Genomic DNA, 24776 nt, shown 5'->3' with positions numbered 1-24776 from the left:
AGCGGTAGGATATTTCCCGGGGGTTCTCCTTGCGGCGGCTTACTCGCCGGGCTTTGCGGTCGCCGCCATCGGAAAAACCTTTTGCCCGGTACCTATCGACGCGCGGAACAACGCGACAAGCTGCGGCAGCAGCGTTTCGTCCTCGTCGATCATATCCACCACGTCGTCCTCGGAGTAGTGCCGGGGTTGTCCCGATTTACGGGCGCCGTCGGTCATGGCCACCGCCGATACGGACACGATCAGCCCGATCATGTCGCCGACGTTCATGTCCGGCATCTGGAATTGCTTCACCATCTTGTCGAGGCTCATCCCGAGAGCGTCGGCCGTCGTCGCCAGCGTGCGAATGCCGAAATTCAGCGGATAGGTTTCACCCTTCGTTGTTATCTGTTGCAACATAGTTTTTAGGAATATACGGGCGGAGCCTTCCGCCCGTAGGTTATTGCTTGTTTGTCCGCGCTACTTCCATCGGCGTCAACCCGTAGCCTTTGAAAGAGGCCTTGTAGGTTGCTTTCTCCGAGACGGTTTCGCTGACTTCGAACGTCTCCACGACACACTTGGTCGTATATTTCTTGGCCGTCGTGCCGGGCAGTGTCAGCTCGACCACGACATCGACCGCCTGCCCGCTGATCGCCTGTGCGATCATATCGGGCGTATCGAGGTTGTCGCCCGTTTCCGACGTATCCCGCACGCAGACGATGCCGTCGGCCGAGGCCGAGAACGCCAGGTTTTTCAATTCGAACTCCTTGCCTTTGGTGTCCTTGGTTTCCCACTCCTCGAACTCGGGCGAGATCGTGAAGGTGTGCGTTTGTGCGTGGTAGACGCTTTTGTTGGCGCATAACATCGTGAGGCTGCGCCCGTTTCCTGTTTTCATATTATAAGATTTTAAATGTCATGTCATAGGTGGATATTCTGTCCTGATCGAAGAACACATACTCGCGCCCCTGATAGAAGAAAACACGCTCCCCGTATTCCCGCATATCCAACGCCGAGACAACAGCGTCGGCCAACCGTGCGGCCTCGGCCTTCGTCGACGCGGCGACCGATACCACCGTGGTCGTCACAGCCCCGGCATCCCCATCCTTCGAAGGGGTCGGTTCGCAACTCTCGGAATAGTGGATAAACGGCGGCTGCACGGCACTCGGCACCACCTCGGGATAAATCTTTTCCTTGGACAGCACCGCCGACAGCATGTCGACCATTATCTCGGTTGGGATCATAGTTTTACAAAATTTTTGTTTGCAAAATTCTCGACCGCCGCCGCCATCTCCTTACCGAAATCGTCGACGGTAGAACCGGTCGCGCTGTGGAACGCCTGCATCATGAAGGGGTTCGGCGACAAGCCCCGCGCCGAGCGGGTGAATACCTTTTCACCGTGCGAGCCGGTGAACACCAACACACGGGAACCTTTCGCCCCCTTTGCCCGCTTGCGGGTCAGGGCGCGCGGATAACGATCCTTCGTCCCATCGTGCACGAACCGCGCATAAAAGGCGTTTACCTTGCCGTTCTTCGAGACGTCGAACACCGGGGCAATAGCCATCGGCACCACGGTCGGCACGCGGTCTTTCTTCAACGACACGACCCGGATCGACTTGCGAAGCCGCCCGGTTCGCTTCGGCGCCCGGCTCCGGGCGGCCAGCACCATAGGGCGGGCCGATTTGCGCAATACCTGCCGCACGATGCGCTTCTGCATCTGCTCGGCGAGCTGCACGAAAACCTGTACGGCTTCCTTGTACCCTTCGATCTTAATATCCGGCATTGTTGTCAATATCGGTTTTGGTGATAAGTATATGTGTCGTTTTCCGGAATCCTTCTTCGTAGACGGCCTCGATAGGGCGACGTTCCCCGTCGACCTCGACGAGCATGTCGGGAGTGATCCCCTTGTTGTACGGCACCGAAAATACGACGCTGTTCTCATGGACGATGCGCGAGGCATACAGGTTGGCACGGCCGCCGTTCTCGGTTTTTGTCGCCCAGAAATGACGCCACGGCGTCGGATCGCCCACCAGTTCGCCGGTGCTATCCTGCCGAACCGCGGGTTTCAGCAGCAGAATTTTAATCTTGCCAGCCATAGGGCGCCATGCGGTAGGGGTTCAACAATCTCTCGACGGTAAGGGGAAGCGCTCCGATGGTGCGGCCGATGATCGCGTCGCCGTCAGCCTCGGCCAGCGTTCCCGCCCGAAGTTGCACGGCAGCCTCGATGTTTCCCGGCAGAACGATCCCGCCGGCATCCAGGGGCTCGCGCGTCACAACATCCTCATAGTCGCTGTACCCGCATACGGTTTCGATCAGTACGCGGTTGCGCTTGCGGCGCGACGACAATTCAGGGATGCGGAAAAACTCGACCGACGTACTGTGTTCCGACGCGACCAGTTCGTAATCCCCGCTGTCGAGTGTCTGCAAAACGTCGTCGGCATCGTAATACCGTATCGAGGCCACCGACAGAACCGGAGCGGTCGGAATATCCACCAGCGACGTCAATGCGGCCAGGCCGAACGTCACGACGCTGCGCACGATGATCCTGTTGGTGTACTGCTCGGCAATATCGAACGCCGCATACAGGTTGCGGATCGCATTGTCGTACAATTCACCGTCCTCGGGCACCACCCGCATCTGCTCGGCGGCGATCCGCTCGATCAGGTGGCGCGGATACTCCTTTTGCTTCCGGTTCTTCGTCATGGCCGTCCCCTGTTATGCCGAAGCGAGTGCGAGTACCTTGATCGGGTGCGTGCCCGCATCGTTCAACTTGCCGTCCGCAAGGATGTGCCCCATGATACCGATCATGTTCTCGTCGGCGTACTTCTCGTAGAATACGGTCATGCGCACACCGTCCACCATACGCAGGTGGTAGGCCTTCGGGTCGCCGAAGGCAATGACCTTCGCCTCGGCCGTACCAATCTGCGGCATGTCGTTGTTGATGACCACGGGATGGCCGAGGATGTGGGTGATGGCCCCGGTGTTTACGTCCTTGAGGAAGATCGGCGATCCGTCCGTGGTCTTGATCTTCGCAATGTTCAGCAGCGTGTTGCGCGACATGATCCACGAATCCGCATAGGCGCCGTCTACGCTGGCGACCATATCGACGAGTTCGTCGTAGGTCACGGCGTCCTTGCTGGCGGTCGTCACCCCGGTGGGTGCGCTGCTCAGCAGTGCCGTAATGTCGTCGGTACCCGTCCCGCTGATCGTCGCAAGTTTGTTCAAGCCGCGGCGGATGCACTGCGCGATCGCCTCGACGACGACGGCCTCCACATCGACGCCCGACGTCTTGAGCAGGTTGACGTGGATCTTCTGAATCTTGGTGTTGTAGTCGTAGGCCTTGATCTCCGTGCCGCCGAACTTGTTCGACGAATCGTCGGACGTCTTGCTACCCTCTTTCACGCGCACCAGCTCGTCACCCGTAGCGTCGTAGGTCGGCAGGACGTAGGAATCGCTCGTTTGGGTAATGACGAAATCTACCGCATTGAGGAAGGTGCCGGTGCTCTTGAGCGCCATCGTCACCTTGCTCATCACCAACTTCGGCACGACGATCTGGTTGTTCGACGCACCGAGGAACAGGCCGTCGCGCACCTCCTGTGTCAGGTCGTTGCGGGTCTTGCGTCCCGACAACACATCGAGGAAGGCTGCACGCAGCTCTTCGTTGCGCTTCTCGGCGCGGGTCTCTTCGGTATCGGCACCCTTGCCCAATGCGGTCGACACGGGGCGGGCCAGCTCGGCCGCACGCTGCTCGTCGGCTTCGAGGCGTGCGATGCGTTCCGACAGGGCGTCATACTCCGTCCGGTATTCGTTGTACTGCGCCTGCTCCTCGGCCGTGAATGCCGTGTCGCTCCGCTGCTCGGCGGTCTGCACGATCTCGTGCATCTTTTCGTGGAGCACCGACCGCTCCTCTTTCAATTCTTTAATGCTTTTCATAGTTTTGAAGGTGTTAAAAGTTTTCGAGTTCGGAAGCCAGGAAATCGCGGGCCCGTACGACTTCGAGGCTTTTATGCGCCGTCCGGGTCGCCTCCGTGCGGAGTTCGTCGACGGCGTCCCGTTCCGCTACGGCGGACGTGTTATCGTATTTCCCGACAATGACGATCGACAGATCGTACAACTTTGCGATTCGTTTTACGACACGCTGGTCGTACTGCTGCGAAGCGTTCGCGGTTTTCCATGACCAGCTGTCCTCGGCCACGACGAACGCGAAACTGCACTCGTTGATGTCGCCGCGGCGCACCAGTTCCAGGATGTCGTTGCCGCGCGTCGTCGTCGGGGCCTCGAACGAGAATTTGACACCTACGGCGTCGATCTCGATGCTCAGTGTCCCCGCCCCATCGCGGTAGCGTGCGAGCACATCCACGCAGTCGGTACCATGATCCGTGCACATGCGTACATCGGACATATCGCATCCGTCGAACGCCTTCGGGTCGATCATTTCGACCCATTCCCCCCAAAAGGGTTTAGACCATTCGTTGAAACGGACTGCGTAACCGCTGATCCGCCGCGAGGGTTCCTCACCCTCGCCCCGCTGCTCGACACACAAGTCCGTGACGGGCACCGAGCGCCGCAGCAGCCGATTGATTGCTTTTTCGTTATTCTGTTCCATTGTTTTGAGATTTTCCGGTCACGGGCTCCATATTCGCCTGGTGGTAGAACTGGTCGCCGCCCTCGTATCCGTCCATGTCCTCGCTGGCTCGGATTTCATTCGGGTTCATCGCCCCGATATAAAACATTTCCTTGTAGAAGGCAGTCCGCGCAGCCGTGTCGGCCCGCAGCAAACCCTTTGCGTCGATGTCGATATAGGTGCGTCCCTTCTCATCCTCGCGCAGCAGTTTGTCGTTGAACTCGGCCTCGGTGTTGACGATCCAGGGTCGCAACGTGAGGTTATACAGTTCGAGGTTCTGTTGCTCGTTGTTGTTGTACGTCGAATGGCTTTGATTGCCGACCATGTGGGGCGGGACGCGGAATATCGCCGCGATCTCGTCCACGGATTGCAGGCGCGTGGCGATGAACTGTGCGTCCTCGGGCGGGATGGTGATAGCCGTATAGTCCAAACCGTCCTCCAGCAGCAGCGGTTTCCCGGCATTTTTCGCACCGAAATACTGCTCTGCGAGTTGTCTCCGCAAGCGTTCATACGCTTCGTCGCTCAGTGTCTTGTCTTTTTTAAACACCCCGGTCGTCCGGCATCCGTTCTTATAGAACGAGCGGGCAAAGTCGAGCGAGTTGCCCGAGGTTTCGAGCAGGTCGGCGTGCTGGCGGATCGGCGACAGTCCCAACAGCCCGTTCATCGACAACCCTTTCAGGTGGATAACGTCACGGCTCGGAATCTTCGCCTCATTGCCGGCTATGGTGTAGTAGATGTCGTCATCGCCTTCCCACAGCGACACGTTCCACGGCAGCACGAAATCGAGCCGCGTCGGCCGTTGCATCGCATCCCGTGCGGTAATGAAGGCGTATGCATTCCCCCGAAGGCACACCGAAGTCATCATCGCCCGCCGGAATATCACCCCGTTCATCTTCGGGTTCGGCTTCATCAGCAGCCGGGCGACCGGATGGTCGTACAACACACGACGGCCGCTATCGGTTCGCTCCTTGACATGCAGCGGCAGCGTGGACATAGCACCCGACAACAGGTCGACGCACGACCAAACCGTCGATATTTTCAATGCGAAGTCGGTATCTACGTTGGCATCGCCACCCATCGTATTAAACATCCGGCGTTCGTAAAAGACCGGAATCCCGAAGCGGAGCGCGGCGCGTGCGATTATGTTTCTGACAATTCCCATGTACGGCGTTTTTGCTATACAAAGGTTCGGAAACAATTTTCGGAAAAAAGGTTAACGCCGTTAACTTTCGCAGGTTAACGGCATTAACTTTTTAACAAATCGGCCTCCTAATGCCGTCTGCAAGGGGTGCCCGAGCGGCGTTTGCACCACTGGCTGTACGAACTTTTGAAACTTTCGTAGCATTTGAAGCGGCGGCGCCCTACGATCTCGGCATATTGCCGCTCGGTCGCTTCGTATGCCTGCTCGTTCGTTTCGTAATACGCCAGGAGGAGGATATAACGGTCATAGAATCCCGCCGGGGTGGAGATAAAACGCGAGGTGTTGGCGTCGAGCCGTGTGGTTGCTGGATTGGTTGGTTCTTTCATAGTCGTATATTTTGATTAATCGAATGTTCTCAAACCGCGGCTTTCGTACACGGACGGAGTTTCCGGATCGCGCAGTGCGCTCATGTATTCACCATGCGCCATGATCGCGGCGACGATGCCGTCGATCTTCTCGGGGCTCTTGTTCTTCAAGGGTTTTATATTGTCGTTGGCATCGCGGTAGACGACGACATTGGACATCTGCCACCGCAGCACGGGGTTGTCGAAGTGTTCGTACTCTCCGAGCCGCACAAGCCGTTCGAAATCCTTTGTCGGGGGCGATATGTTGGCTATCGACTGCTGGAAACCGTCCATCGGGAGCCCGTCGGCCAGCAGGTCGATGACCAGTTGCGACGAGTTCCATCGGTCGTACCCGATCTTGACGATGTTGTATTGCCCCGCAATCCTGTTTATATCGGCCCGGATCGCGTCGTAGTCGGTGACATTACCCGGCGTGACGGCGATATATCCCTGCCGCTGCCAAACCTCGATATTGATATTCTCGCGCAACATCTCCTGCCGGCTGCGGTACTTTTCCTCGGGAATCCAAAACCAGACAAGCACCTGCGTCCTGCCGCCCTCATGGAATTCCAGCGCAAACGACGAATAATCGTTGACGGCCCCCAAGTCGAGGCCGCCGTAACAGGTGCAACCGGCCAGCGTCGCCGGGTCGGTCGTGGTTTTGCAGGCGCGCCAAACCTCGTCGTTGATCCACGTGTCCGCGGCCTGCACCCACATATTGAAGTTCTTCGTCAGGATGTTCGTTTCCTGCTCGGGTTTCGTACGGATGTTGTTATACTGTTCGAGCAGGTATTCGGGAATCACGGAGGCTCCGTAGCACGGATTGGACTTATACCACATACCCGGATCGGCCAGCTCCTCGCGCTTGTCCTGCGTGTAGATCATGACGAACAGCGTGTCGTCCTCGATGATTCCGGACAGCAATTTCAACGCACTCGTGCGGTAGGTGTAACATGCAGACGCAAGGTTGAAACCTGCGGTCGTGATAATGCACATCAGCGGTTGCCGGCGCGCACCCATGGACGACTTCATGACCGCGTACACCTCGTCGGTTCGGTGGGCATGGAACTCGTCAAGGATCGTGCACGAGGCATTTTTACCGTCGAGCGTCTTGGCATCGGACGACAGCGGTTTGAATACCGACCCGTTGTTTTCGTAAACGATCGAACCGCCGGCAGAACGGAACACTTTCGCCCGCTTCGAAAGCGTACATTTTTCGACCATCTGCTGCGCCGCACCGAAACATTCGCGTGCCTGGTCGCGCGTCGTTGCGCACGAGTAGACCTCGGCCCCGGCCTCACCGTCGGCGAAAAGCATATACAACCCGATCCCCGCCAGCAACGTCGTTTTGCCGTTCTTGCGGGCAACCTCCAAATAGAACTCCTTGAAGCGGCGGTAACCGTTCGCCGAGCGGCGAAAGCCGAACACGTTCCAGAGCACGAACTGCTGCCACGGCTCCAGCGTGATCGGCCGGCCGGCCCACTCGCCTTTGATATGCCTCAACGACTGGATGAAGTTGATACAGCGTTCTGCTGCACGTGCATCGAAATACCATCCCTTTTCCACAGCCTGATCCAAATCCCTGTAATAGCGCTCTACCGCTTGCCGTATATACTTGCACGCAACGACACGGCCGGACAGGACGTCGGCGGCATATTGTTCGGCCGGATGTATCTTCTTCACTCTTGTCATTTGAAAAACTCTGCAAACTGATCTTCCTCCTTCTTCGGCTCCTCTTTCCTGGCGCCCGCGGCCGCGTCGAAACTCCGACGGGAAACGGGCGACAACCCGAACTGCGCCCCGATCTTGTTGACCGTATCCAACGAATCCTTGAACATTTTGGCAGCCGGATGCAAGGTGCGCGAAACGCCCCTGTCGGTGTAGTTCGTAACAAAATACCCATACTCCGCAATATCATCGTTCGCCTCAATCAAGTTAGCATAGGCCGCCGCGTACGCAGCTAACAGGGGCAGGTCGAGTTTCGTCAGCACGCGCCACGTGATAAGCATTTTTGCCGTATCGCCATATATCTTGCGGGCCTTGTCCGTGAGCCACGGCGGCGCTGTGGTCTTGGTGATCGGCTTGCATACCCCGGAGGTCGGCGTCGAGGCTTCCTGCATCCGGCATTTTTTCAATGTTCCCTGCAAGGATTTTTTTGCATCGGGGATCGGTTTCCTTCCCATAATTTCACTCAAAAAGTTTTCAGATTTTGGACGTGTGTGCAGAAGATTGTGGGGGCGGTTGTGTCGCGGCCACCCTGTCGTGATTCCAGCCCCTACCCTTCCGCACTATGTTTCAATATTTTATCGCATTAACTCATAGTTTTTGCTCGTGAAGGTTTGTGTCAATTTATGACACAACACAGTATCATATACATCACGGAAGTAATTATATATACACACCGCACTGCCCGACGCGCTGGAACTGTTTTATCGCTTTTTCCACCAGTTTCGACGGCGAGTTGCGAAGCAGCATTCGGGCGTGTACTTCCTGCGCATAAATACGTGTCGTGTTCGTCGTCGTGTGGCCGAGCATATCGCGTACGGTCTCAAGGTCGGCCCCGGCCTCAACCATCATCGAAGCGCATGTGTGGCGTAACGAATGCGCCGTTATATCGGGTCGGTTGATCCCTATTGCCGCCAGTCGTTCGTGCACGATCTGGCTGATCGAGGTGCGCAACAACCGCTGCGGTACCTTTCGGTTCTCGCCGACGAACAACGCTTCGCCCGGCTTCAAATCCCGATCTGCGATATAATCCGTGAACAATTCGACGATGCTGTCCGGCAAAGCCATCGCTTCAACCTTCTCATGTCGTCCCTTACGCTGAATATACAGGATCGGGATGCCATCTTCCGTGCGGTCGAAATCTTCTATGTTGATCCGCTCGACCTCGCAGGTACGAAGCGCCAACAGCAACATCAGTGCGATCATCAGTTTGTCGCGTTTGCCCTTCCTGGTCGTCACGTCGATAGAATCCAACAGGCGTGCAGCATCGGCAGCAATAAGCCGTCCCTTGCGATGCCCTTTGTAACGCACAGAGGAACGTATACCATCGCCGATGCTGTCATAGTACCCGCGCTGCTTGCAGTATTTATAGAACAACCGCACCGCCGTCACGTAGCTGTCGACAGTCAGCGCCGTTTTCCCCTGTGCTTCCAAATCCTGTTTGTAGCTGAGCAGATCGACGCGGCGCGGCATCCGAGGAGCGCACCCTCGGCCATGCAGCCAGCGGAACCATAACTGTACCTTCGCACCATAGCTTCTGCGGGTCGTAGCCATTACATCTATGTTCGCCAACCATTCGGCGATGACCTGGTTAATCGTTGCACTTGTTTTCATTGTCTTGATTTGTGAGCCTCGATACCGCTCTTCCGGTTATGGCATTTGTCGCAAAGGCTTTGCAGGTTGTCCATATCCATAGCTGCGCCCCCTTCGTTAATCGGTACAATATGGTCGACCACCGTGGCCGGGGTAACAAGACCGCGCCGTTTGCACTCCTCGCAAAGCGGATCCGCGTCGAGTTTTTGAAGCCGGCGCCGCCGCCATCGGGTCGACCGATAGAATTCACCGTTATCGTGCAGACGTCGGCCTTGTGTGATCCTCGGCGGAAGATAGCCGCGCCGGGTCGGCTTGGGGATGGTTGGCATATCTATTTCTTCTCCGTTTTCTCCAGCTCTTCAAGGAGGGCATCGGCGAGGGCGATAGCAGAACGAGCAACCGCCACTTCAGCGGGCATGCCTTTGTACTCGTCTTTGATATTCGCACGATTTGTAATAGCCGCAGACAATACGACAGGCATTATTTCCCCCGCATACACCCTCCGCCAGTACTCCCGGTCAACTGTTAAGTTTTCCTTAATAGTTGGATCAACCTTTTCGGTGGCTTCGTCTATATGCTTCCCGTACTCTCCCCGCGCCAGCTTCTCGGCATAGTCGTCATCGCGCATCATAAGGTCGTCGGCCGATTCATATTTATACCCATATTGACCATTTGCCGAAAACGACCTCACGCGAACCGAAGAACCGACGTATGCGAGTATCGGGAATTTGCCTGCTTTTCCGTTCGTAGTTATGATTTCTACTGGTTTTTTACTCCTCGTGCACACTGGCGCGCCTGCTTTGGCGGCCTCTAAGTCAAAAGGTTTCATTGTATAAAATTCTTTAAGATTTTTTAAAATGTTTAATGATCTCCTCGACCGTTGCCTTGCGGAATTCGCTGCGAATATCCGTCTCTCCATCCTCCCATTCTACATAGTAGTGCTTGAATTTCTTATTCTCGCACAAATGCCACATTACGCATCCTATATCTGCGTAGGTGTCGCAGATGAACAATTGTTGCATGTCGTTCTCGTCGTTCATCGCCACCAGAGCCTTGAACAGCTCGATGTTATCGCCGCAGTCGATAAGCCCGAAAACCGCAAGCCCTTCTGTTGCACCCGCACATGCCACATCGGCACAATCTTTTTCCAGACCAGCAACCACAATCGGACAGGATGGATCAATTCGATAGCGGCCCGCATATCCTACATCAAACATCCATTTGAGTAACTCGGTTCGCTTTTCCGCATCCTCGACGCGAACAAAGCAGGGGGTTGTAAATTTCATACTATTTCACCAATTCGAATTCGTAAACCACCACCCACGGGTTCGATGCCCAAGTACCTTTACCCGACACCCGGTCTATCAGCGAGGCGAAGGCTTCGCGGGGAGTGTCAAACCATACCTGCCTCCATCGTTTAATGTCGAAATAATAATACATCGGCATTCCATTCTTCGCAAACTCTACGCGCACCCCCTCTTTCATGCAATCCGCATCCGAAATATCCTGCAACCGCTCGCAACGGATTCCCGTGATGCGGATTTGGTGGGGCATCAAATCCGCTCGCACAAACATTTTATTTAGCCAGCCCGGTGTTCTATCCGCGCCATATACAGGGATGTCACATCTTGACGAAAACGCATTGTAATAACACTGCGCCACGGCCACGACTTCGCCGAGCTTATAGCGGGTATACTTCGAGTGCCTGACATCAATAAAATCCCCGTATTCGTTTTCATAAACCAAGGTGTTGCCTCTCGTGTCCCACGTAAGTCCGAAGAACTCATCAGGAATCAACCGTCGCGTCATGGTCTTTCGCCCCTCGATGACCGCATTCGTCAGTCCGTAGCGGTCGTTAAACATTATCTTCTGCATGGTTATTCAGTTTTAAGTAATTCCGGGGTGTCGTGTATGTTTCCGATTACTTCGCAACATTGAGCCAGCCATGATGCATTTTGTGAATCAGCAATAGACGAATACGGATACATCGGTGCTCTATGGTCATAGCCGAACGACACAGGATTATCCTCTAAAGCAAGGCCGCCGGGAACTCGGAAGACGGATCGCACAATTCCGCTACCGTCTTCTTTGAATATATCTCCCTCCCAAATATCATTTCCGTTCTTGTCTTTCAGCCCTGTGTACTGGCCGACGGTGGCGGGATCAACTTCATAATCTAATAAAACCTTACAAAGTGGATCGCTCCCCGATGCTGTACCCGGTATAATTGCGCATTTGCAAGGGGTATGACATTTCTGTCCAAATTGGACTAAATCTCCATACTCCCACGCCCCATTGTCGAGGCGTCTGCCCCTGTATTTAATTTCTCGCATAACTATTCTTGTTTTAGGTTATTAAGTCTGTCGATCTCGACCTTCAAATTCATCTCTGCACTACGCACATCCCGTTGCAATTCCTCCAGCCGAGCTATTTGCTCCTCGTCCATCCGCGGGCATCCCCGCAGCCAGCTGTCGTAATTCGGGGTGTTCAGTTTGCCGTCACAAATCCCTCCGACACGCATACAGTAGTCGTAGTACTTGATGTATTCCTCCTCCGGAGCGTCCCGGTCGATGTCCGTCAGCATATCGGCCATACTCACGAATAGATCGCCTACCTCTGCAATTCCTCCGGGGTCGTTGCCTACCCACGCATCCGGCTCATAATCGTAGCCGTGCTTTTCGCAGAAAGCGGCCAGATAGGCGTTGCAAACCGCGTTGTAACTTAGTCTCAGTTCCTCGCGTGTAAGTTTCATTTTGTGGATAATTTATTGATTCTGTCGATCTCGGTGGCGATGCGGGCACCAGCCTCGGCGAGTAATCTGATTGCTTCGTCCTTTTGGGATGGTCTGGTTTGAAATTCAATCAGCATTTCTGCGCGTATAATCATCCTGCCTATATCTCCCAACCACCCGCTTGACACCAATAGCTTACTTTGCCTTTCTGCGATCATCTCAAGTCCTGTTTTCATGCGATTCTGTTTCTTTTTTGAGTTCCTCGATTGATTTTCTGAGCCGTTCGTGTATTTCCACGGCGCGATACATAAGCCAAACAGTAACGATTCCGAGGATTGAAAGCAACGCCCACGCTATAATTTCATTCTTCATTTTCTCTTCTGTTTTAGCTCCGCAACGCGGCGGAGGATGTAATTCATCTTTTTTGCTTGGATGCGCCTGCGGGTTTTGTCATGGCTCCATCCAACATATTCTGCAAATGCCTGTAATTCCTCGCAGGGGCATTCTGTGAGCGCTTCCTTCCTCAGTCGGCGCAGTAGTTTGGTTTTCATGCCTCATAGGGATTTGTGGGTAAATCGTGAACGCTGACGGCCAGTCCGGCGTCGATCAGACCGCGATAGTCGAAGTGAAGGCGGTGGAACAGGTCGAAAAATGCGCACATATCGCTATACCAAACTTCACTTGGTGAATATTTTATCCGGCAATCAAGAATTAGGCAATCCTCATAGTCCGAACCCAGTAGTTCGCCCAGCCGTTTGACAGGCACGAACGGTTTCCCGTCGTTGTAACCTCGCTCGGTGATCTCCACGCGCAGATCGGATATCGGACGCAGGATTGGCTTGCGGCCTACTTCGAAAATCGGAATCTGATAATCAGTAATTCCAACCATAAGAGCGGCCTTGATATTTTCGCCATACCAGCAGTACAACCCATACGGAAGGTACCCTACAATGTCGGGCAGTGTGAGTTCTCGTTTCATCATCGTATGATTTCTATTATTTTAAGTCGTCCATCAATCTCCGGCAGCAGATAATCTATCGCATCACCATCAACTAAAATATCGTAATCCTGGGCTCCATGCTCGACCGCCCAGTCGTAAAGTTCCTTCGGTGTCATGGCTCTGTTTTATTCGTGAATCTCCCGCCAGCCGATGATATTCGCATCTGGAATCATATAATTTGTACGGCTTACATTCCAAAAACGGCGACCCAGCTCATCTAACTCCATGTTGCAAACCGACACCGTTCCTTTATCCGTTTTGACTTCAACATCTCTACGTTCTTCCGGCAGCTCCTCTTTCGGGTCGCGCCAGCACGTCAGTTCGCCCAATATCCATACAGCTGCCTGGATATAGGCATCGTGTTCGCATTTCCCATGAATATCGTAACATCTTTTACACTCGTCACTATCTGGAATTATATAATCACAGGCATACTTTCTTGCTCTTTCCTCAATCGTCGTTCTCATTCTCGGTCAGTTTTTGGATGAAATCTCGTAATGCCACACAATTTTCCGATCCTATTCCGCATCTACATTCACCTACTACCGTACAGCAACAGTCTTGACAATACGCCTTCGCCGCTTTCTTCCGCATCCGCTCCTCGGCCTCCTGCTCGGCGATTTCGACCGCCCTTATTGCGTCCTTCTTCATCATCGCCCGGGCCTCATGAAACGTTACCCCGTCGATTTGGAAATAAAAATCACTTTCACGGATAATTGCTTTTGCTTTTTCGCTTTTCATATGTTCATTTTATAGCCGTTAGACAAAAGCCATTCTACCATCATAACACAGGCGCATGTTAAATTAGGATGCCTAAAAGATTTGATAGCTCCCTTTTCGCGTCCCACCCTCTTGTAAAACACATTAAAATCGTTTTTGACGCTTGGAATTTTCGGGTGGGATACATACAATCTCCCGTATGTTATTTCAGCTGGAATCATCCCCAGCAGGTCGGCGACTGTAAAGGCGGGGATAAAAGATTCGGGAAATTCTTGATAGGCCAGAACCTTATCCAGCTTACACTCCTGCCAAATTTTGAGCTCGTAGTTTATTTCGCCCGCTGCACCATGAGCCAATTCCCACACCATGCTCGCCTTATCTGCGGGCACCCCAATCTCGATCAGCCGCTTCGACTGCTCGATGCTCGTTACTTGGTCTTTCATCCTCTAAAGTTTTTAAATTCACAACTGTAAAAAACTGATTTCTTGTTACACCAATGCGCCAACCGTTTCTGCTCCTTTGTCGGCTCGATGTTATTATCGAAATCCCGGTAAGGCTGGGCAAACGGGCAGACTTCCAGTTTGCGCAGGGCGTTGATCCGTTCCAATGATTCATCGACATCTTGTATCAGGCAGTAGACGAAAATGCGATATGGCTTAACGCCTCGACGCCCCAACTCTTTGACACACTTTGTAACTGCCTCCAGATGGGACATTCTATCACAGGCAAACCGGATATACCGAATCCACTTCACCCGCGACAACAGGTCAAGGATGTAAGCGTCGTTGCAGGCCCGCCGGGCGTCCAGCCCTTGATTGAAGTCAACCGCGATGCCCATGCGGATTATTTCCTCGATCTGCTCCAGCCCAAAGTCCGATGCCAGCACGTTGTTGTCGAGCAATACAGCCCGGCGTTTGTCGCCGATGAACTCCCGTAGCGGGGACGCGGGCCGGATAGTTCCTTCTTTGTGCGGAACAATGCACCACGGGCAACTGTTCGGGCAGCCGCGGGTAAGGAATCCGTATGCCTCATTTACTCCGTACAGCGAATAATCCGGGCAAATATGCTCGATCTCACCGGGCAGTACCGTCGTATAGTCCCGGAATCCCGTCCCGCCCCGGATCACCTCGCAATGGTAGATGTCCGGACAATCGGGCGTGAAAGTGAAAACCTTCGACATGTAAACCCGGTCGTAGCGACCGAACATCGGGTCGGCGAACTCCACCGAATCACCCTGCGATTTATGCCAAGCTGACAGTTTCATCAGCGCGAGGTTCGGGAAGTGGTGACCGTCTATGTCAACCAAACCTATTCGCATAATCCGTAATAACTCATACAGCTGTCTTTCCCACCAGAAAAGGTGACTATGACTTTCATATGAATAATGATTTTTGGACTCTCGTTAAAACTTTGCTACGGGCAGCGGCAAAGAAATTCTTTTTGATCTCGAAACCGTATGCCTTACGTCCCATATTGGCCGCCGCGAGCAGGGTTGTTCCGCTTCCTGCGCATGGGTCGATGACTACGTCCCCCTTGTCGGTGAATATCTCGATCAGGCGTTCCAACAGAGGTACGGGTTTCTGCGTCGGGTGGATCTTCGGCGTATCGGTATCGCGTACCCAATCAAAGCAGTTGAAGATCATCCTCCCGTCATTGTTGAATTTTGGCAGGCGGTCGCGGTAGAGGATCAATCCGTATTCGCAGTTGCCGACGACTTTCATGTTGGCTTTCAAAACCTGTGCGGAGAAATCTTTTCGGAATACGAGCGGGATGTAGCGTTTCAGCCCATACCGCTGTCCGAGTTCGATATAGTAGTGCATCTGCTCGAAAGGACAGAAAAGAATCATGCAGGAAGCGTTGCCTTTGTTCTTGCCTTTCTGTCCGTTTTTTTCGACCTTTATTGGTTTATCCTTGCGAAGCATCTGGCTGCAAAAGTGCATGAACTCCGCAGGTCGAAAATTTTTGTCCGTGTCGAAAAACTGCTTCCCGGCAAGCTCGCTTTCGCCGTTCTTGTTGTCGCCATCGACATACCAGGCCGGATTGCTGGCATAGGCGTTAGCGCCCAAGTTATACGGCACGTCAGCGATGATAAGTTGCGCTTTCGGAATCCCGTAAACTTTGTAATTTTGAAAATGATCGTTAAAAAGCTCGATATTATTCATTTTATCGTTCGTTAAAGGTTAACTGAGGGGACTGGCGTCGCGGGGCGTCATTATAGCGGCTTGTGACGCTATCGTAATCGGCTATCCGAATGTACGTGTCTCGCGCGGTGTCGCCGCGAAGAATTATTCCATCGGCCACGAGCTTATCCACGATCCGCTTAAAGCCTTCGGGCGTCAGAACCTGCGAAACGTGAAGGTAGATTCTGTCGCCGATCAGCAGCGCATGGTCGGGCTCTATCCGGGCAGCGCGTTTGCGCGCCTGGATGTCGTAGACAACACGCAAAACCATTTGTATCGGCGTGGGTTGTTTCGTACGCTTGAACATAGCTATTCTCGTTTGTCCTTTCGGCCGTTTATCTCCCAATCCTGACGCAGCCATATCCTCAGCGTCCGGTGGACGGAGGCAACCGTTTTTTCGATGCCTTTCTTGTTGGCCATAGCCTCCACCGTACGCATCAAATCGCCGGGCTTATAGTGCCCGACCAAATCGCGGGATTGCCACGTTATCAGGGGCGCGTCTATCTTCATCTGCAAGTCGGGGTAATACATCCATACCATGACGAGGAACTGGTATTCCTTCCCGAGGGACTTCCACACCTCCGACGATTTGTCCCAGCATCCGGCCCGCCACAGCTCGCGGTGGATGCGCCGGGCATCCTCGCGCGTATCCGCACGTGCGCACGCGATTTTAAAGTCACTTACCAACTGTGATATAGTGCTTTCTCTATCCTGTATCTCCCCTGTATTACTACACTTTATTTCTGATAGCGTTTCATCCGGTGTTTCACAGGCTGTTTCAAAAGGTGTTGCATCGGTTGTTTCATTTGCCACGCCATCCAAATCCCATTTGCCATAATCACAAATAGTTATAAGCGTCCTGCCTGTTTCGACAGCCGTTTCAATCTGTATTCGGATGTTGTTTCTATTGCTGTTTCTCAGCGACTGTAAATACCGGTACACCGTCGCGGCACCCCACCCCCACCGGTCGGCCAGGAAACGCATCGTCGTAAGCAGTTGGCCGCGTTGCAACACCACGTCCCGTGTCGCACAGTGAACCACCCGCCCGTCGACATAGGCCGCCATCTGCAGCAGGTCGACCTGCGCCTCGATCTTGCCGAAAACGCGGTGTTCTTTCCACTCGTCCGAATTGAACAGGTCGCGCGGTATTTTCAGGTATCCGGCCATATTATCTATCCCCTACAACTACATGAAGGCACGTATACCCCGCTGTTTTCCACGCCACGGCCATAGCCTCGCTATCGTCCAGGACGAAGGATACGGCGTTGCGTTCCTCGGGCGTCGTTTCGGCCGTGAAGGTGTCGATCTTCGATACCACATCCGGGCGCTCGTCCGCAGGCGCACGCATAATCAGCGTGTAGTCCTGCGGAGACATCCCCAAGTACCGGTGCAGCCACAGTTGCGTCTTCTGGCGCGCGCACTCGCTCCGCGAGGTGCAGAATAAGATCGAATAGGTTTTGGCAAGCTCCCGCACCAGGTCGCAGACTTCCGGGATCGGATCGTCGTCGAACTTGTCGGCGTAAAACCGCTCCCAATCCTTCGGTTCCCCGGCAATGTATTTTCGGCGTTCGCCGACGACGGACAGGGTGCCGTCAATATCAACCACAACAATATTCCTCATGATATAAAGTGTTATTTCATCCATCCAAAAGGGTTTGGCATACAATCGAGGTTGCGCCGCGCTTCGCGGGCGATCTGTTTCCTCCGCAGTCCGAGGCGCCACACCTTGCTTTTCACAGCCCGGACATTACGTCCCAGTTCCCCGGCGATCTCCTCGGGCGACCGTCCCGCCGCATATAATTCTGACAACTTGCGCACGTCCGCCGGGCGCCATCGCTTGTGGTATATTTCGTCCATAGTAATTTCATCGAAAAAAGCGATCGCGGGCCTCACGGCAGGCCATCGCCCCGGCATAATGCCATTAGCAAAATCACAATCCCATTTAGCAAAGGGTTTATTTTCGGCGGCGCCCGTACAGGTTTCCCGTCGTCGCCGCAACCATGTCCTTGTCTCTCAAATAATGTTCGTTCAATTCGTTACGGGAAAAATATAACAACTTACCCTGCTTGTGGAACGGCACCTGGCGCCGCTCCACCCGTTTCGACAAGGCGTCGGTCGTCGTTCCGAGGTATTCCGCGGCCCGTTCGATATTCATAATCTCGTCGGCCGGTTTCATCATGCGCACCACACGTTCGGCGATCATGTCTATTTCGGTCAAAGTCAGCATATCATTCCTCGATTATGTATTCATATTCATTCCGCCGTCCGCGGCGCACCCGGCGCGTCGCGCGTTCGTAATCGCCGCCGCAGAAAGTGTAGGCGCAGAACAGCGACAACAGGCACGCAGCACCGATACGGCGTCCGACCTCTCGGAGGTCGATATTGAAATTTTCGCAAAACCACCATGCGACCAGTGCATTCACCGACCTCCGGCCGATCTTTTCGTAGATATTTTGCGTATGCCGGATGACCGTATTATAGGATATGCACAGCCTGTCGGCGATCTCCTTTCCGATCAGCCCGTCCACGTACGCCCGGGCGACCCGGGCCTCGGCCTTCGATAAAATCGCATCGGTTTTCATGGCTATTCACCCCACGGGTCGGTTACTCCGTAGGCCGCGAATGCAGCCTCCACACACCGTACGTCGTCGACCGAATAGCCGACTTTTCCGTCGCGCCGGTTCGCATACGCCTGACGGCTCGTGATACCCAGCGCGGCCATAATAGAAGCCCTGATCGCCGGGACGTCGCCATATTTGGCTTCTCGCAGCCCCTTTTTGAATGATAGAGTTGTAGGGATTTCCATTTCCAATTTGCGCTTTCGTAGATTTTTTTATATATATTTGCTATTTACATTGCGTTAATTCCGTCGTACCTTTGCGGTATATCTTAATTAACACAATGCAAATATATAGAATATTCTTTCATTTTGTAAAGATTATTCTATAATAATTATTTATAGATTTATCAATACTATTATATGACTGAAAATGAACGATTAAAAATTTTGCAATCAGAACTTGGATTCTCCTCCCAAGCAAAATTTGCAGAAAAGCTACATCTAAAGCAGGGTAGTTTATCAGACATATACAGAGGAAAGGGAGGAATCAAAGTATCCGATTCAATAAAACGAATATTAGAAAAAGAATATTCTATAAACATTGATTGGTTGGAAAAAGGCGAGGGAGAAATGCAAAAACTCCCTCAATACCCAGAAAATCAAAGCAAAATTCGCTACTGGATAGATGTCGATGCGACAGCCGGCGGTGTTCAGCAATTCGACGATATGGTGACGGATAAATATATCAGTTTGTCGATTCCTGAATTCCGCGACTGTACCGATGCTGTGAACTTGTACGGCGATTCTATGGTTCCGCTTTACAAGAGCGGTCAGATCATCATTTTGAAAGAGTGGCGGGAAAGTTTCATCGACTTCGGCAACGTGTACCTCGTAGTAACGAAGAGCGGTAACAGGATGGTCAAATACCTGCGCAAAGGCTCCGACCCCGCCCATATACTGTGCGTGTCCGAGAACAAAGAGTTCGACCCGTTCGAAATAGAAAAGACCGACATTCTGCGCCTCTACCTCGTGAAGGGCGGAATATCTAAAAATACATTATAACCCGATCCTGCCATCCTAATTCTATTTTCTATGCGTTCAGATTATTATTTTGACGAGTTTTGCGCAATCGACTTTGAAACTGCGACAAAAAAGCGTAATTCCGCTTGTTCAATGGCTATTGTGCATGTTAAAAATGGGGAAATAATTGATAGGTTTAGTTTTATATGTCAGCCCCCAGACAACCAATATGACAGACAGAATATTGCCATACACAGAATATTTCCAAGCCAAACAGAGAATGAGCCGACCCTTGTAGCGTATCACAAACAAATTTACGATATGTTGAATAACAACAACGTGGTGGCACATAATGTTTCTTTCGACCGATCCGTATTATATAATTCCCTTGAAGTATATGGGCTGCCAATACCGCAGGTAAATAAATGGCATTGCACCTACAACCTCACCGGCTTGCCCCTTGATGTGTGTTGCGCAGACTACGGCATAGAGCTTACGAATCATCATGAGGCGCTTGCGGATGCAACGGCATGTGCTCAGCTATACATCAAACTAACCGAATTAGCCAGAAAAACGCCCGCTGAAAGAAAAAAAGAGAGGGAGGAACAACTAAAAGCTGAAATAAACAATATGGTTGCGGGAGTAGAAATCCCGGTTTGTTCGTTTTTCGCTGGCAAAAATATTGTTGCAACAGGGGTATTTCATAATTTTATTGAAAGGGAACTACTCCGGACTATTTTAGAAAAATGCGGAGCCAATATACGAGCAGCAATTAACAAAAAGACCGACTATGTGGTATGCGGGGAAATGCCGGGCCCACAGAAAATGGAAAAGGTTGCCGAATTAAACAACAGCGGCGCTGCCCACATCGAAGTGTTGACAGAAGATCAATTAATAGACATATTTGAACAGGAGCATATTGAGTATAAATTTGAAAAACCGTCAGTTTAACCCATGATGCGTTACAAATAATGCGTTACAACTCTGCAAAATAAGATATAAAGCGCTATATCTCAACAGCAAAATATAACCCCAGCGGGATCACGGAGAACGGCCGCCTTGTTCAAGGCGGCCGTTTTTTCGTGGCTGCAAGCCGCAATTCCCTACATGATTGATTATTCGCAAGATTGTCGTATATTTGCGGCACTATCGGACGATAAAAACCTTCCAATGCCAATAAACAAGGACACCCTTTATTTCTTCCGGCTCATACGCAGCGGAGCGGGCCTCGGGGCCGCCCCCGTGAGCGATACCGCCGACACCGCCGTCACGCCGGGATCGTGGGAGCGGATTTACCGCATGGCCGCCGACCACGGGCTGAGCGCCGTCGTGTGGGACGGCATATGCCGGCTGCCCGCAGCACAGCAACCGCCGCGCGAAACCCGCATACGCTGGGCGCTGTCGGCCGAAAAACTGGAGGAAAGGTACCGCCACCAGCAGCAAACGGCCTCAAAACTCGCGGCGCGGTTCTCCGAAGAGGGACTCCGCATGTTGCTGCTCAAAGGGCTCGGACTGAGCCGCGACTACCCCCTCCCGGAGCACCGGGAATGCGGTGACATCGACATTTACCTCTACGGCCAATCGGACAAGGGCGACCGCGTCCTGCATGAGATCGGGGCACACCTCTATTTCGACGTCCCCAAGCATTCGGAATACGTCTGGGACGGGGTGCTGATAGAAAACCACAGGACAATACTCAACGTGCGCCGCAACAGGACGGAGCGGGAGCTGAACGCCGTGTTGGTGCGGTTGCTGGAGAAGGAGGGCACGCACGGCCTGGCGCCGGGCATACAGGCACCCCGGGCGACATTCAACGCCATATTCCTGATACGCCATGCCGCCGTGCATTTCCAGAAGGAAGGAATTGTGCTGCGGCACCTCTGCGACTGGGCATGTTTCCTGACACGGCATTGGGACGAGATCGACCATGCACTGTTCCGCACGGCGATGGAGGACTACCGCATGGACAGGTTCGCTGACCTGATGACGGCCGCCGCCGTGGAATACCTCGGGGCGGAGGTTCCGGGCCCGGAATGCGAAGCGGGGATGCTCGGACGGTTCATGGAGGAGGTACTCACCCTGTCGCCGATGCCGGACAAGCCCCTGCCGCGCTTGTTGCGCAAACTGTCCGGCCCGTACCGGAACCGCTGGCGGCTGCGCGAAGTGCTCCGGACACCCGTATGGAGATATTATTACGATACGGTGCGCGGCCAGTGGAACGAGAAATTCACCGTATTCAGGTAGCCGCAGGCCGCAGGCGCCGGAATTCCCGGCCGAATCCGCCCCCGGGGAAAGCTGGCCGCGAAAGGACAAAAACAGCCATGATCCGGGAAAATCTTTTGCCGGATATTTTGGATTTAAAAATAAAGAGCTATATTTGCATCGTAAAACAACGCAAGGTATACGCTTTTTAGTGCATATCGGCAAGAAATAAGGACATAAAGAGGCGCAAAACTGGAATATCCAGCCCTTTTTGTGTCCTTTATTGTTTGTTACGCGGGCCGAATGGCCTATTCCCGGCATGGCAGCAGAGTTGTTGGCGGAGCGGGAAAAATTCGTATCTTTGCGTTCGACAGGAAAAAATGCGCAGGCCCTATCGTAGGGATGTACATGAGACAAGAGTCGTATTCCTACACAATTATTTCATCGCTTGACAACCGCACCCATGCGGAGGTGTCCCCAGGGTATGCCCATGGCTGAAAATCCGGAAAACAAACAACGCTGGTACGCATTGCGCGTCACCTACGGCCGCGAGATGCTCGTAAAGGGCTATCTGGACGGCATCGGCGTGGAGAGCTATATCCCGATGCACTTCGCCCGGCGGACATACGGGGAGCGGACGCGCAAGGTCTGGGAGCCGCTCATCCACAACCTGCTGTTCATCCGCACTTCGGCCCTGCGCCTGAAGGAGATCAAGGCCAGCACCACCCTGCCGATCCGCTACATCATGGATCGGGAGACGAAGGCGCCGACGGTGATACCGGACAACCAGATGCGGGATTTCATGGCGGTCGTGGCGACACGCAACGAGCATGTCGAGATCGTGGCACCGCAGGACGTCGACCTGGCCGGAGGCGATGCCGTCCGCGTGACCGGCGGGGTGTTCGCCGGGATCGAGGGCCGCTACATCCGGCACAAGGGGCACAGCAAGGTCGCCGTGGCGATCAAGGACATAGCCACCGCACTGACGGCTTACGTGCCGCTGAGGTATATCGAAAAAATAAATCAGCAGATCCTTCTTCCCACACATACGCAATCTGCGCAACGTTAATTCGAAAATTAACGCCTCTAAATTTTCGGTTATGAAACAAGTCATGCGGGAGTCTTTGCTCATAAAGCTTCCCGTCATCATCGGAGACCTATTCTTACTGAACCTGTCCTGGATACTGGCGCTCACGCTGTATCCGCAACCGGCCTGTATCGCCCGCTCGCTGGAGATATTCGCCTATCTCAACATCTGTTTCATCCCAGGCCTCTCGTGGTTCGGCGTGATCCTCTCCTCGCGGATCGTCCCCTACGAGGAGATCATCCGCCGCGTATTCTACGTCGTACTCTGCCACCTGGGGTTCTTCGTGCTCATCCAGACCGTATGGAGCTACGGGCTGCTGCCGGTGCACCTGATGGGGACGTTCTACATCGTGCTCACCGTATTGCTGATGCTGTGGCGCTACATCTGCCGCATCGTGGTCAATGTCACACGCGGACACGGCCGCAACGCCCGCCGCGTGATCATCGTCGGAAGCAAGGACAATGCGGTGGAGGTATACCACGAAATGGTCGACAACACCAGCACGGGTTACCGCGTGCTCGGCTATTTCAGCAACCACAACGACCACACCCTGCCGGACAACACCCCCTGCCTGGGTAGCGTGGACGAGGCGCTGCCGTGGCTGGAGGCACACCCGGTAAACGAAGTGTACTGCTGCCTCTCGACGGATCGTTACGCGGAAGAGATATTCCCGATCATGGATTTCTGCGAAAACAACTTCGTCCGCTTCTTCTACGTGCCCAACCTGCGCAACTACATGAAGCGCACGATGAACCTCGAACTGCTGGGCAACGTACCGATCCTCTACATCCGCGAGGAGCCGTTGCGGCAGGCGTCGAACCGGTTTATCAAACGGGCATTCGACGTCACCGTATCGAGCCTGTTCCTCTGCACGCTGTTCCCCTTCATCTATATTTTCGTGGCCATAGGCACCAAACTGACCTCGCGGGGCCCGGTGCTCTTCCTGCAGGAGCGCAGCGGGGAGAACGGCCAGACGTTCAGGTGCATTAAATTCCGTTCGATGCGCGTCAACGCCGATGCCGACAGGGTGCAGGCGACCCGGGACGACCCGCGCAAGACCCGGTTCGGGGATTTCCTGCGCCGGTCGAGCATCGACGAGCTACCCCAGTTCATCAACGTGCTCAAGGGCGACATGTCCATCGTGGGGCCGCGGCCGCACATGCTCCAGCACACCGAGCAATACTCGAAACTCATCAACAAATATATGGTTCGCCACCTGATCAAACCCGGCATCACGGGATGGGCCCAGGTGACGGGATACCGCGGCGAGACCCACTCCCTGAGCCAGATGGAAGGCCGCGTACGCCGCGATATCTGGTACTTGGAAAACTGGTCGCTGCTGCTCGACATCCGCATCATCTTCATGACGGTATGGAATGCCCTGCGGCAGGATGAGAACGCATATTAATTTCAGAAACCTATGAAAGGCATAATCTTGGCAGGCGGCAGCGGAACGCGTTTGTACCCGATCACGAAGGGCGTCAGCAAGCAGTTGTTGCCTGTTTACGACAAGCCGATGGTCTACTACCCTTTATCGGCGTTGTTTCTGGCTGGTATCCGCGACATCCTCCTGATCTCTACGCCAGAGGATTTGGGCGGTTTCCGTCGTTTGCTGGGCGACGGCTCCGACTACGGGGTTCGCATCAGCTATGCCGAGCAGCCGTCCCCGGACGGTCTTGCGCAGGCGTTCCTGATCGGCTCGGATTTCATCGGGGACGATTCGGTCTGCCTGGTTCTGGGCGACAACATCTTCCACGGCTCGGGCTTCACGGGTCTTCTTCGCGAGGCAGTCCGCACGGCCGAGGAGGATGGCAAG

At 53.8% G+C, this 24776-nt stretch carries 41 protein-coding genes; 6 read left to right on the top strand and 35 right to left on the bottom strand.

Annotated features, from left to right (window positions below; genetic code table 11):
* Positions 1-39 precede the first annotated feature (39 nt).
* The 35 genes from B3C38_RS10225 to B3C38_RS10060 all read right to left on the bottom strand — a co-directional run bounded on the left by B3C38_RS10225 (position 40) and on the right by B3C38_RS10060 (position 18897).
* Positions 40-396 (bottom strand): hypothetical protein, encoded by a 357-nt coding sequence (locus tag B3C38_RS10225; RefSeq protein WP_286726996.1) that lies wholly within the window; start codon positions 394-396, stop codon positions 40-42.
* Between the two features lie 40 nt (positions 397-436).
* The gene (locus tag B3C38_RS10220) at positions 437-871 is read right to left on the bottom strand and encodes a hypothetical protein (RefSeq protein WP_286726994.1); all 435 of its coding nucleotides are present in this window, start codon (positions 869-871) and stop codon (positions 437-439) included.
* Between the two features lies 1 nt (position 872).
* On the bottom strand, positions 873-1217 hold the full coding sequence (gene gp17, locus B3C38_RS10215) for a tail completion protein gp17 (protein ID WP_286726992.1): 345 nt from the start codon (positions 1215-1217) through the stop codon (positions 873-875).
* Positions 1214-1756, bottom strand: a complete 543-nt coding sequence (locus B3C38_RS10210) for an HK97-gp10 family putative phage morphogenesis protein (RefSeq protein ID WP_286726991.1) — start codon at positions 1754-1756, stop codon at positions 1214-1216. Before B3C38_RS10210 ends, gp17 begins: the two co-directional genes overlap by 4 nt.
* Positions 1743-2069, bottom strand: a complete 327-nt coding sequence (locus B3C38_RS10205) for a phage head closure protein (RefSeq protein ID WP_286726989.1) — start codon at positions 2067-2069, stop codon at positions 1743-1745. The genes B3C38_RS10210 and B3C38_RS10205 overlap by 14 nt, the downstream gene beginning before the upstream one ends.
* On the bottom strand, positions 2053-2676 hold the full coding sequence (locus B3C38_RS10200) for a hypothetical protein (RefSeq protein ID WP_286726987.1): 624 nt from the start codon (positions 2674-2676) through the stop codon (positions 2053-2055). The genes B3C38_RS10205 and B3C38_RS10200 overlap by 17 nt, the downstream gene beginning before the upstream one ends.
* 12 nt (positions 2677-2688) lie before the next feature.
* On the bottom strand, positions 2689-3906 hold the full coding sequence (locus B3C38_RS10195; RefSeq protein ID WP_286726986.1) for a phage major capsid protein: 1218 nt from the start codon (positions 3904-3906) through the stop codon (positions 2689-2691).
* 13 nt (positions 3907-3919) lie between these two features.
* Complete coding sequence (locus B3C38_RS10190; protein ID WP_286726984.1) at positions 3920-4579, bottom strand: HK97 family phage prohead protease; 660 nt, start codon at positions 4577-4579, stop codon at positions 3920-3922.
* On the bottom strand, positions 4566-5759 hold the full coding sequence (locus tag B3C38_RS10185; RefSeq protein WP_286726982.1) for a phage portal protein: 1194 nt from the start codon (positions 5757-5759) through the stop codon (positions 4566-4568). Before B3C38_RS10185 ends, B3C38_RS10190 begins: the two co-directional genes overlap by 14 nt.
* Before the next feature lie 107 nt (positions 5760-5866).
* Positions 5867-6124 (bottom strand): hypothetical protein, encoded by a 258-nt coding sequence (locus B3C38_RS10180; protein WP_286726981.1) that lies wholly within the window; start codon positions 6122-6124, stop codon positions 5867-5869.
* A gap of 15 nt (positions 6125-6139) precedes the next feature.
* Positions 6140-7825, bottom strand: coding sequence for a terminase large subunit (locus B3C38_RS10175; RefSeq protein ID WP_286726980.1), 1686 nt, complete (start codon positions 7823-7825; stop codon positions 6140-6142).
* 5 nt (positions 7826-7830) lie between these two features.
* Entirely contained in the window at positions 7831-8325 is a 495-nt protein-coding gene (locus B3C38_RS10170; protein WP_286726978.1) for a phage terminase small subunit P27 family, read from the bottom strand.
* A 205-nt stretch (positions 8326-8530) separates the two neighbouring features.
* Complete coding sequence (locus B3C38_RS10165) at positions 8531-9481, bottom strand: tyrosine-type recombinase/integrase (RefSeq protein ID WP_286726976.1); 951 nt, start codon at positions 9479-9481, stop codon at positions 8531-8533.
* The gene (locus B3C38_RS12590; protein ID WP_052011112.1) at positions 9478-9789 is read right to left on the bottom strand and encodes an HNH endonuclease signature motif containing protein; all 312 of its coding nucleotides are present in this window, start codon (positions 9787-9789) and stop codon (positions 9478-9480) included. Before B3C38_RS12590 ends, B3C38_RS10165 begins: the two co-directional genes overlap by 4 nt.
* Positions 9790-9791: 2 nt before the next feature.
* Positions 9792-10289 carry a hypothetical protein gene (locus B3C38_RS10160; protein ID WP_286726975.1) on the bottom strand — a complete coding sequence of 166 codons (498 nt, stop codon included), beginning with the start codon at positions 10287-10289 and terminating at the stop codon, positions 9792-9794.
* A gap of 13 nt (positions 10290-10302) precedes the next feature.
* Positions 10303-10746, bottom strand: coding sequence for a hypothetical protein (locus tag B3C38_RS10155; protein WP_286726973.1), 444 nt, complete (start codon positions 10744-10746; stop codon positions 10303-10305).
* Position 10747: 1 nt separating this feature from the next.
* Positions 10748-11335, bottom strand: coding sequence for a hypothetical protein (locus B3C38_RS10150; RefSeq protein ID WP_286726971.1), 588 nt, complete (start codon positions 11333-11335; stop codon positions 10748-10750).
* A 2-nt stretch (positions 11336-11337) separates the two neighbouring features.
* Positions 11338-11793, bottom strand: a complete 456-nt coding sequence (locus B3C38_RS10145; RefSeq protein ID WP_286726969.1) for a YopX family protein — start codon at positions 11791-11793, stop codon at positions 11338-11340.
* Positions 11794-11795: 2 nt separating this feature from the next.
* Positions 11796-12212 carry a hypothetical protein gene (locus tag B3C38_RS10140; RefSeq protein WP_286726967.1) on the bottom strand — a complete coding sequence of 139 codons (417 nt, stop codon included), beginning with the start codon at positions 12210-12212 and terminating at the stop codon, positions 11796-11798.
* On the bottom strand, positions 12209-12427 hold the full coding sequence (locus tag B3C38_RS10135; RefSeq protein ID WP_286726966.1) for a hypothetical protein: 219 nt from the start codon (positions 12425-12427) through the stop codon (positions 12209-12211). The genes B3C38_RS10140 and B3C38_RS10135 overlap by 4 nt, the downstream gene beginning before the upstream one ends.
* A gap of 132 nt (positions 12428-12559) precedes the next feature.
* Entirely contained in the window at positions 12560-12742 is a 183-nt protein-coding gene (locus tag B3C38_RS10130) for a hypothetical protein (RefSeq protein ID WP_286726965.1), read from the bottom strand.
* Positions 12739-13173, bottom strand: a complete 435-nt coding sequence (locus B3C38_RS10125; protein WP_286726964.1) for a hypothetical protein — start codon at positions 13171-13173, stop codon at positions 12739-12741. Before B3C38_RS10125 ends, B3C38_RS10130 begins: the two co-directional genes overlap by 4 nt.
* Complete coding sequence (locus tag B3C38_RS10120) at positions 13170-13307, bottom strand: hypothetical protein (protein ID WP_286726963.1); 138 nt, start codon at positions 13305-13307, stop codon at positions 13170-13172. The genes B3C38_RS10125 and B3C38_RS10120 overlap by 4 nt, the downstream gene beginning before the upstream one ends.
* Before the next feature lie 9 nt (positions 13308-13316).
* Complete coding sequence (locus B3C38_RS10115) at positions 13317-13658, bottom strand: hypothetical protein (protein ID WP_286726962.1); 342 nt, start codon at positions 13656-13658, stop codon at positions 13317-13319.
* On the bottom strand, positions 13642-13932 hold the full coding sequence (locus tag B3C38_RS10110; protein ID WP_286726961.1) for a hypothetical protein: 291 nt from the start codon (positions 13930-13932) through the stop codon (positions 13642-13644). Before B3C38_RS10110 ends, B3C38_RS10115 begins: the two co-directional genes overlap by 17 nt.
* Positions 13929-14354, bottom strand: a complete 426-nt coding sequence (locus tag B3C38_RS10105) for a hypothetical protein (RefSeq protein ID WP_286726960.1) — start codon at positions 14352-14354, stop codon at positions 13929-13931. Before B3C38_RS10105 ends, B3C38_RS10110 begins: the two co-directional genes overlap by 4 nt.
* A complete protein-coding gene (locus tag B3C38_RS10100) occupies positions 14351-15175 on the bottom strand; it encodes a radical SAM protein (RefSeq protein WP_286726959.1) in 825 nt (274 codons plus the stop codon). Before B3C38_RS10100 ends, B3C38_RS10105 begins: the two co-directional genes overlap by 4 nt.
* Positions 15176-15284: 109 nt before the next feature.
* Positions 15285-16073 carry a DNA-methyltransferase gene (locus tag B3C38_RS10095; RefSeq protein ID WP_286726957.1) on the bottom strand — a complete coding sequence of 263 codons (789 nt, stop codon included), beginning with the start codon at positions 16071-16073 and terminating at the stop codon, positions 15285-15287.
* Between the two features lies 1 nt (position 16074).
* On the bottom strand, positions 16075-16398 hold the full coding sequence (locus B3C38_RS10090; protein ID WP_286726955.1) for a hypothetical protein: 324 nt from the start codon (positions 16396-16398) through the stop codon (positions 16075-16077).
* A 2-nt stretch (positions 16399-16400) separates the two neighbouring features.
* A complete protein-coding gene (locus B3C38_RS10085) occupies positions 16401-17258 on the bottom strand; it encodes a hypothetical protein (RefSeq protein WP_286726954.1) in 858 nt (285 codons plus the stop codon).
* A 1-nt stretch (position 17259) separates the two neighbouring features.
* On the bottom strand, positions 17260-17712 hold the full coding sequence (locus tag B3C38_RS10080) for a hypothetical protein (RefSeq protein ID WP_286726953.1): 453 nt from the start codon (positions 17710-17712) through the stop codon (positions 17260-17262).
* An 11-nt stretch (positions 17713-17723) separates the two neighbouring features.
* The gene (locus B3C38_RS10075; RefSeq protein WP_286726952.1) at positions 17724-17948 is read right to left on the bottom strand and encodes a hypothetical protein; all 225 of its coding nucleotides are present in this window, start codon (positions 17946-17948) and stop codon (positions 17724-17726) included.
* A gap of 97 nt (positions 17949-18045) precedes the next feature.
* Positions 18046-18318: a DNA-binding protein gene (locus tag B3C38_RS10070; protein WP_286726950.1), complete on the bottom strand. Its 273-nt coding sequence runs from the start codon at positions 18316-18318 to the stop codon at positions 18046-18048.
* Between the two features lies 1 nt (position 18319).
* The gene (locus B3C38_RS10065) at positions 18320-18673 is read right to left on the bottom strand and encodes a response regulator transcription factor (RefSeq protein WP_286726948.1); all 354 of its coding nucleotides are present in this window, start codon (positions 18671-18673) and stop codon (positions 18320-18322) included.
* A gap of 2 nt (positions 18674-18675) precedes the next feature.
* Positions 18676-18897 carry a hypothetical protein gene (locus tag B3C38_RS10060; RefSeq protein ID WP_032135591.1) on the bottom strand — a complete coding sequence of 74 codons (222 nt, stop codon included), beginning with the start codon at positions 18895-18897 and terminating at the stop codon, positions 18676-18678.
* Between the two features lie 174 nt (positions 18898-19071).
* Here B3C38_RS10060 and B3C38_RS10055 point away from each other — a divergent pair, with 174 nt between their 5' ends.
* The 6 genes from B3C38_RS10055 to B3C38_RS10030 form a co-directional block, all read left to right on the top strand.
* Positions 19072-19713 (top strand): LexA family transcriptional regulator, encoded by a 642-nt coding sequence (locus B3C38_RS10055; RefSeq protein ID WP_286726947.1) that lies wholly within the window; start codon positions 19072-19074, stop codon positions 19711-19713.
* Between the two features lie 30 nt (positions 19714-19743).
* Positions 19744-20622, top strand: coding sequence for an exonuclease domain-containing protein (locus B3C38_RS10050; protein WP_286726946.1), 879 nt, complete (start codon positions 19744-19746; stop codon positions 20620-20622).
* A gap of 219 nt (positions 20623-20841) precedes the next feature.
* Complete coding sequence (locus B3C38_RS10045) at positions 20842-21915, top strand: nucleotidyltransferase domain-containing protein (protein ID WP_022333136.1); 1074 nt, start codon at positions 20842-20844, stop codon at positions 21913-21915.
* A 448-nt stretch (positions 21916-22363) separates the two neighbouring features.
* Entirely contained in the window at positions 22364-22942 is a 579-nt protein-coding gene (locus tag B3C38_RS10040; protein ID WP_070099833.1) for a UpxY family transcription antiterminator, read from the top strand.
* A gap of 31 nt (positions 22943-22973) precedes the next feature.
* Entirely contained in the window at positions 22974-24368 is a 1395-nt protein-coding gene (locus B3C38_RS10035) for an undecaprenyl-phosphate glucose phosphotransferase (protein WP_055204969.1), read from the top strand.
* 12 nt (positions 24369-24380) lie between these two features.
* The coding region (locus B3C38_RS10030; RefSeq protein ID WP_286726944.1) for a sugar nucleotidyltransferase at positions 24381-24776 on the top strand (396 nt) is incomplete at its 3' end.

Source organism: Alistipes sp. UBA1686 (genome assembly GCF_002320215.1).
GTDB classification, from domain to species: Bacteria; Bacteroidota; Bacteroidia; order Bacteroidales; family Rikenellaceae; genus Alistipes; species Alistipes onderdonkii.
Note: the sequence above shows the minus strand (reverse complement) of the source record. Positions and strands in the feature narration are given on the sequence as shown.

Bases quoted from the DNA above. Each gene is read 5' to 3' on its own strand.
- B3C38_RS10185 (WP_286726982.1), bottom strand. From the start codon at position 5,759: ATGGGAATTGTCAGAAACATAATCGCACGCGCCGCGCTCCGCTTCGGG.
- B3C38_RS10210 (WP_286726991.1), bottom strand. From the start codon at position 1,756: ATGCCGGATATTAAGATCGAAGGGTACAAGGAAGCCGTACAGGTTTTC.
- B3C38_RS10090 (WP_286726955.1), bottom strand. From the start codon at position 16,398: ATGTTCAAGCGTACGAAACAACCCACGCCGATACAAATGGTTTTGCGT.
- B3C38_RS10085 (WP_286726954.1), bottom strand. From the start codon at position 17,258: ATGGCCGGATACCTGAAAATACCGCGCGACCTGTTCAATTCGGACGAG.
- B3C38_RS10195 (WP_286726986.1), bottom strand. From the start codon at position 3,906: ATGAAAAGCATTAAAGAATTGAAAGAGGAGCGGTCGGTGCTCCACGAA.
- B3C38_RS10225 (WP_286726996.1), bottom strand. From the start codon at position 396: ATGTTGCAACAGATAACAACGAAGGGTGAAACCTATCCGCTGAATTTC.
- B3C38_RS10220 (WP_286726994.1), bottom strand. From the start codon at position 871: ATGAAAACAGGAAACGGGCGCAGCCTCACGATGTTATGCGCCAACAAA.
- B3C38_RS12590 (WP_052011112.1), bottom strand. From the start codon at position 9,789: ATGCCAACCATCCCCAAGCCGACCCGGCGCGGCTATCTTCCGCCGAGG.
- B3C38_RS10070 (WP_286726950.1), bottom strand. From the start codon at position 18,318: ATGCTGACTTTGACCGAAATAGACATGATCGCCGAACGTGTGGTGCGC.
- gp17 (WP_286726992.1), bottom strand. From the start codon at position 1,217: ATGATCCCAACCGAGATAATGGTCGACATGCTGTCGGCGGTGCTGTCC.
- B3C38_RS10140 (WP_286726967.1), bottom strand. From the start codon at position 12,212: ATGAAACTTACACGCGAGGAACTGAGACTAAGTTACAACGCGGTTTGC.
- B3C38_RS10170 (WP_286726978.1), bottom strand. From the start codon at position 8,325: ATGGGAAGGAAACCGATCCCCGATGCAAAAAAATCCTTGCAGGGAACA.
- B3C38_RS10165 (WP_286726976.1), bottom strand. From the start codon at position 9,481: ATGAAAACAAGTGCAACGATTAACCAGGTCATCGCCGAATGGTTGGCG.
- B3C38_RS10155 (WP_286726973.1), bottom strand. From the start codon at position 10,746: ATGAAATTTACAACCCCCTGCTTTGTTCGCGTCGAGGATGCGGAAAAG.
- B3C38_RS10120 (WP_286726963.1), bottom strand. From the start codon at position 13,307: ATGACACCGAAGGAACTTTACGACTGGGCGGTCGAGCATGGAGCCCAG.
- B3C38_RS10125 (WP_286726964.1), bottom strand. From the start codon at position 13,173: ATGATGAAACGAGAACTCACACTGCCCGACATTGTAGGGTACCTTCCG.
- B3C38_RS10130 (WP_286726965.1), bottom strand. From the start codon at position 12,742: ATGAAAACCAAACTACTGCGCCGACTGAGGAAGGAAGCGCTCACAGAA.
- B3C38_RS10180 (WP_286726981.1), bottom strand. From the start codon at position 6,124: ATGAAAGAACCAACCAATCCAGCAACCACACGGCTCGACGCCAACACC.
- B3C38_RS10160 (WP_286726975.1), bottom strand. From the start codon at position 10,289: ATGAAACCTTTTGACTTAGAGGCCGCCAAAGCAGGCGCGCCAGTGTGC.
- B3C38_RS10105 (WP_286726960.1), bottom strand. From the start codon at position 14,354: ATGAAAGACCAAGTAACGAGCATCGAGCAGTCGAAGCGGCTGATCGAG.
- B3C38_RS10190 (WP_286726984.1), bottom strand. From the start codon at position 4,579: ATGGAACAGAATAACGAAAAAGCAATCAATCGGCTGCTGCGGCGCTCG.
- B3C38_RS10135 (WP_286726966.1), bottom strand. From the start codon at position 12,427: ATGAAAACAGGACTTGAGATGATCGCAGAAAGGCAAAGTAAGCTATTG.
- B3C38_RS10145 (WP_286726969.1), bottom strand. From the start codon at position 11,793: ATGCGAGAAATTAAATACAGGGGCAGACGCCTCGACAATGGGGCGTGG.
- B3C38_RS10205 (WP_286726989.1), bottom strand. From the start codon at position 2,069: ATGGCTGGCAAGATTAAAATTCTGCTGCTGAAACCCGCGGTTCGGCAG.
- B3C38_RS10095 (WP_286726957.1), bottom strand. From the start codon at position 16,073: ATGAATAATATCGAGCTTTTTAACGATCATTTTCAAAATTACAAAGTT.
- B3C38_RS10100 (WP_286726959.1), bottom strand. From the start codon at position 15,175: ATGAAACTGTCAGCTTGGCATAAATCGCAGGGTGATTCGGTGGAGTTC.
- B3C38_RS10115 (WP_286726962.1), bottom strand. From the start codon at position 13,658: ATGAGAACGACGATTGAGGAAAGAGCAAGAAAGTATGCCTGTGATTAT.
- B3C38_RS10045 (WP_022333136.1), top strand. From the start codon at position 20,842: ATGCCAATAAACAAGGACACCCTTTATTTCTTCCGGCTCATACGCAGC.
- B3C38_RS10075 (WP_286726952.1), bottom strand. From the start codon at position 17,948: ATGGACGAAATATACCACAAGCGATGGCGCCCGGCGGACGTGCGCAAG.
- B3C38_RS10055 (WP_286726947.1), top strand. From the start codon at position 19,072: ATGACTGAAAATGAACGATTAAAAATTTTGCAATCAGAACTTGGATTC.
- B3C38_RS10150 (WP_286726971.1), bottom strand. From the start codon at position 11,335: ATGCAGAAGATAATGTTTAACGACCGCTACGGACTGACGAATGCGGTC.
- B3C38_RS10060 (WP_032135591.1), bottom strand. From the start codon at position 18,897: ATGGAAATCCCTACAACTCTATCATTCAAAAAGGGGCTGCGAGAAGCC.
- B3C38_RS10035 (WP_055204969.1), top strand. From the start codon at position 22,974: ATGAAACAAGTCATGCGGGAGTCTTTGCTCATAAAGCTTCCCGTCATC.
- B3C38_RS10065 (WP_286726948.1), bottom strand. From the start codon at position 18,673: ATGAAAACCGATGCGATTTTATCGAAGGCCGAGGCCCGGGTCGCCCGG.
- B3C38_RS10080 (WP_286726953.1), bottom strand. From the start codon at position 17,712: ATGAGGAATATTGTTGTGGTTGATATTGACGGCACCCTGTCCGTCGTC.
- B3C38_RS10200 (WP_286726987.1), bottom strand. From the start codon at position 2,676: ATGACGAAGAACCGGAAGCAAAAGGAGTATCCGCGCCACCTGATCGAG.
- B3C38_RS10040 (WP_070099833.1), top strand. From the start codon at position 22,364: ATGGCTGAAAATCCGGAAAACAAACAACGCTGGTACGCATTGCGCGTC.
- B3C38_RS10050 (WP_286726946.1), top strand. From the start codon at position 19,744: ATGCGTTCAGATTATTATTTTGACGAGTTTTGCGCAATCGACTTTGAA.
- B3C38_RS10110 (WP_286726961.1), bottom strand. From the start codon at position 13,932: ATGAAAAGCGAAAAAGCAAAAGCAATTATCCGTGAAAGTGATTTTTAT.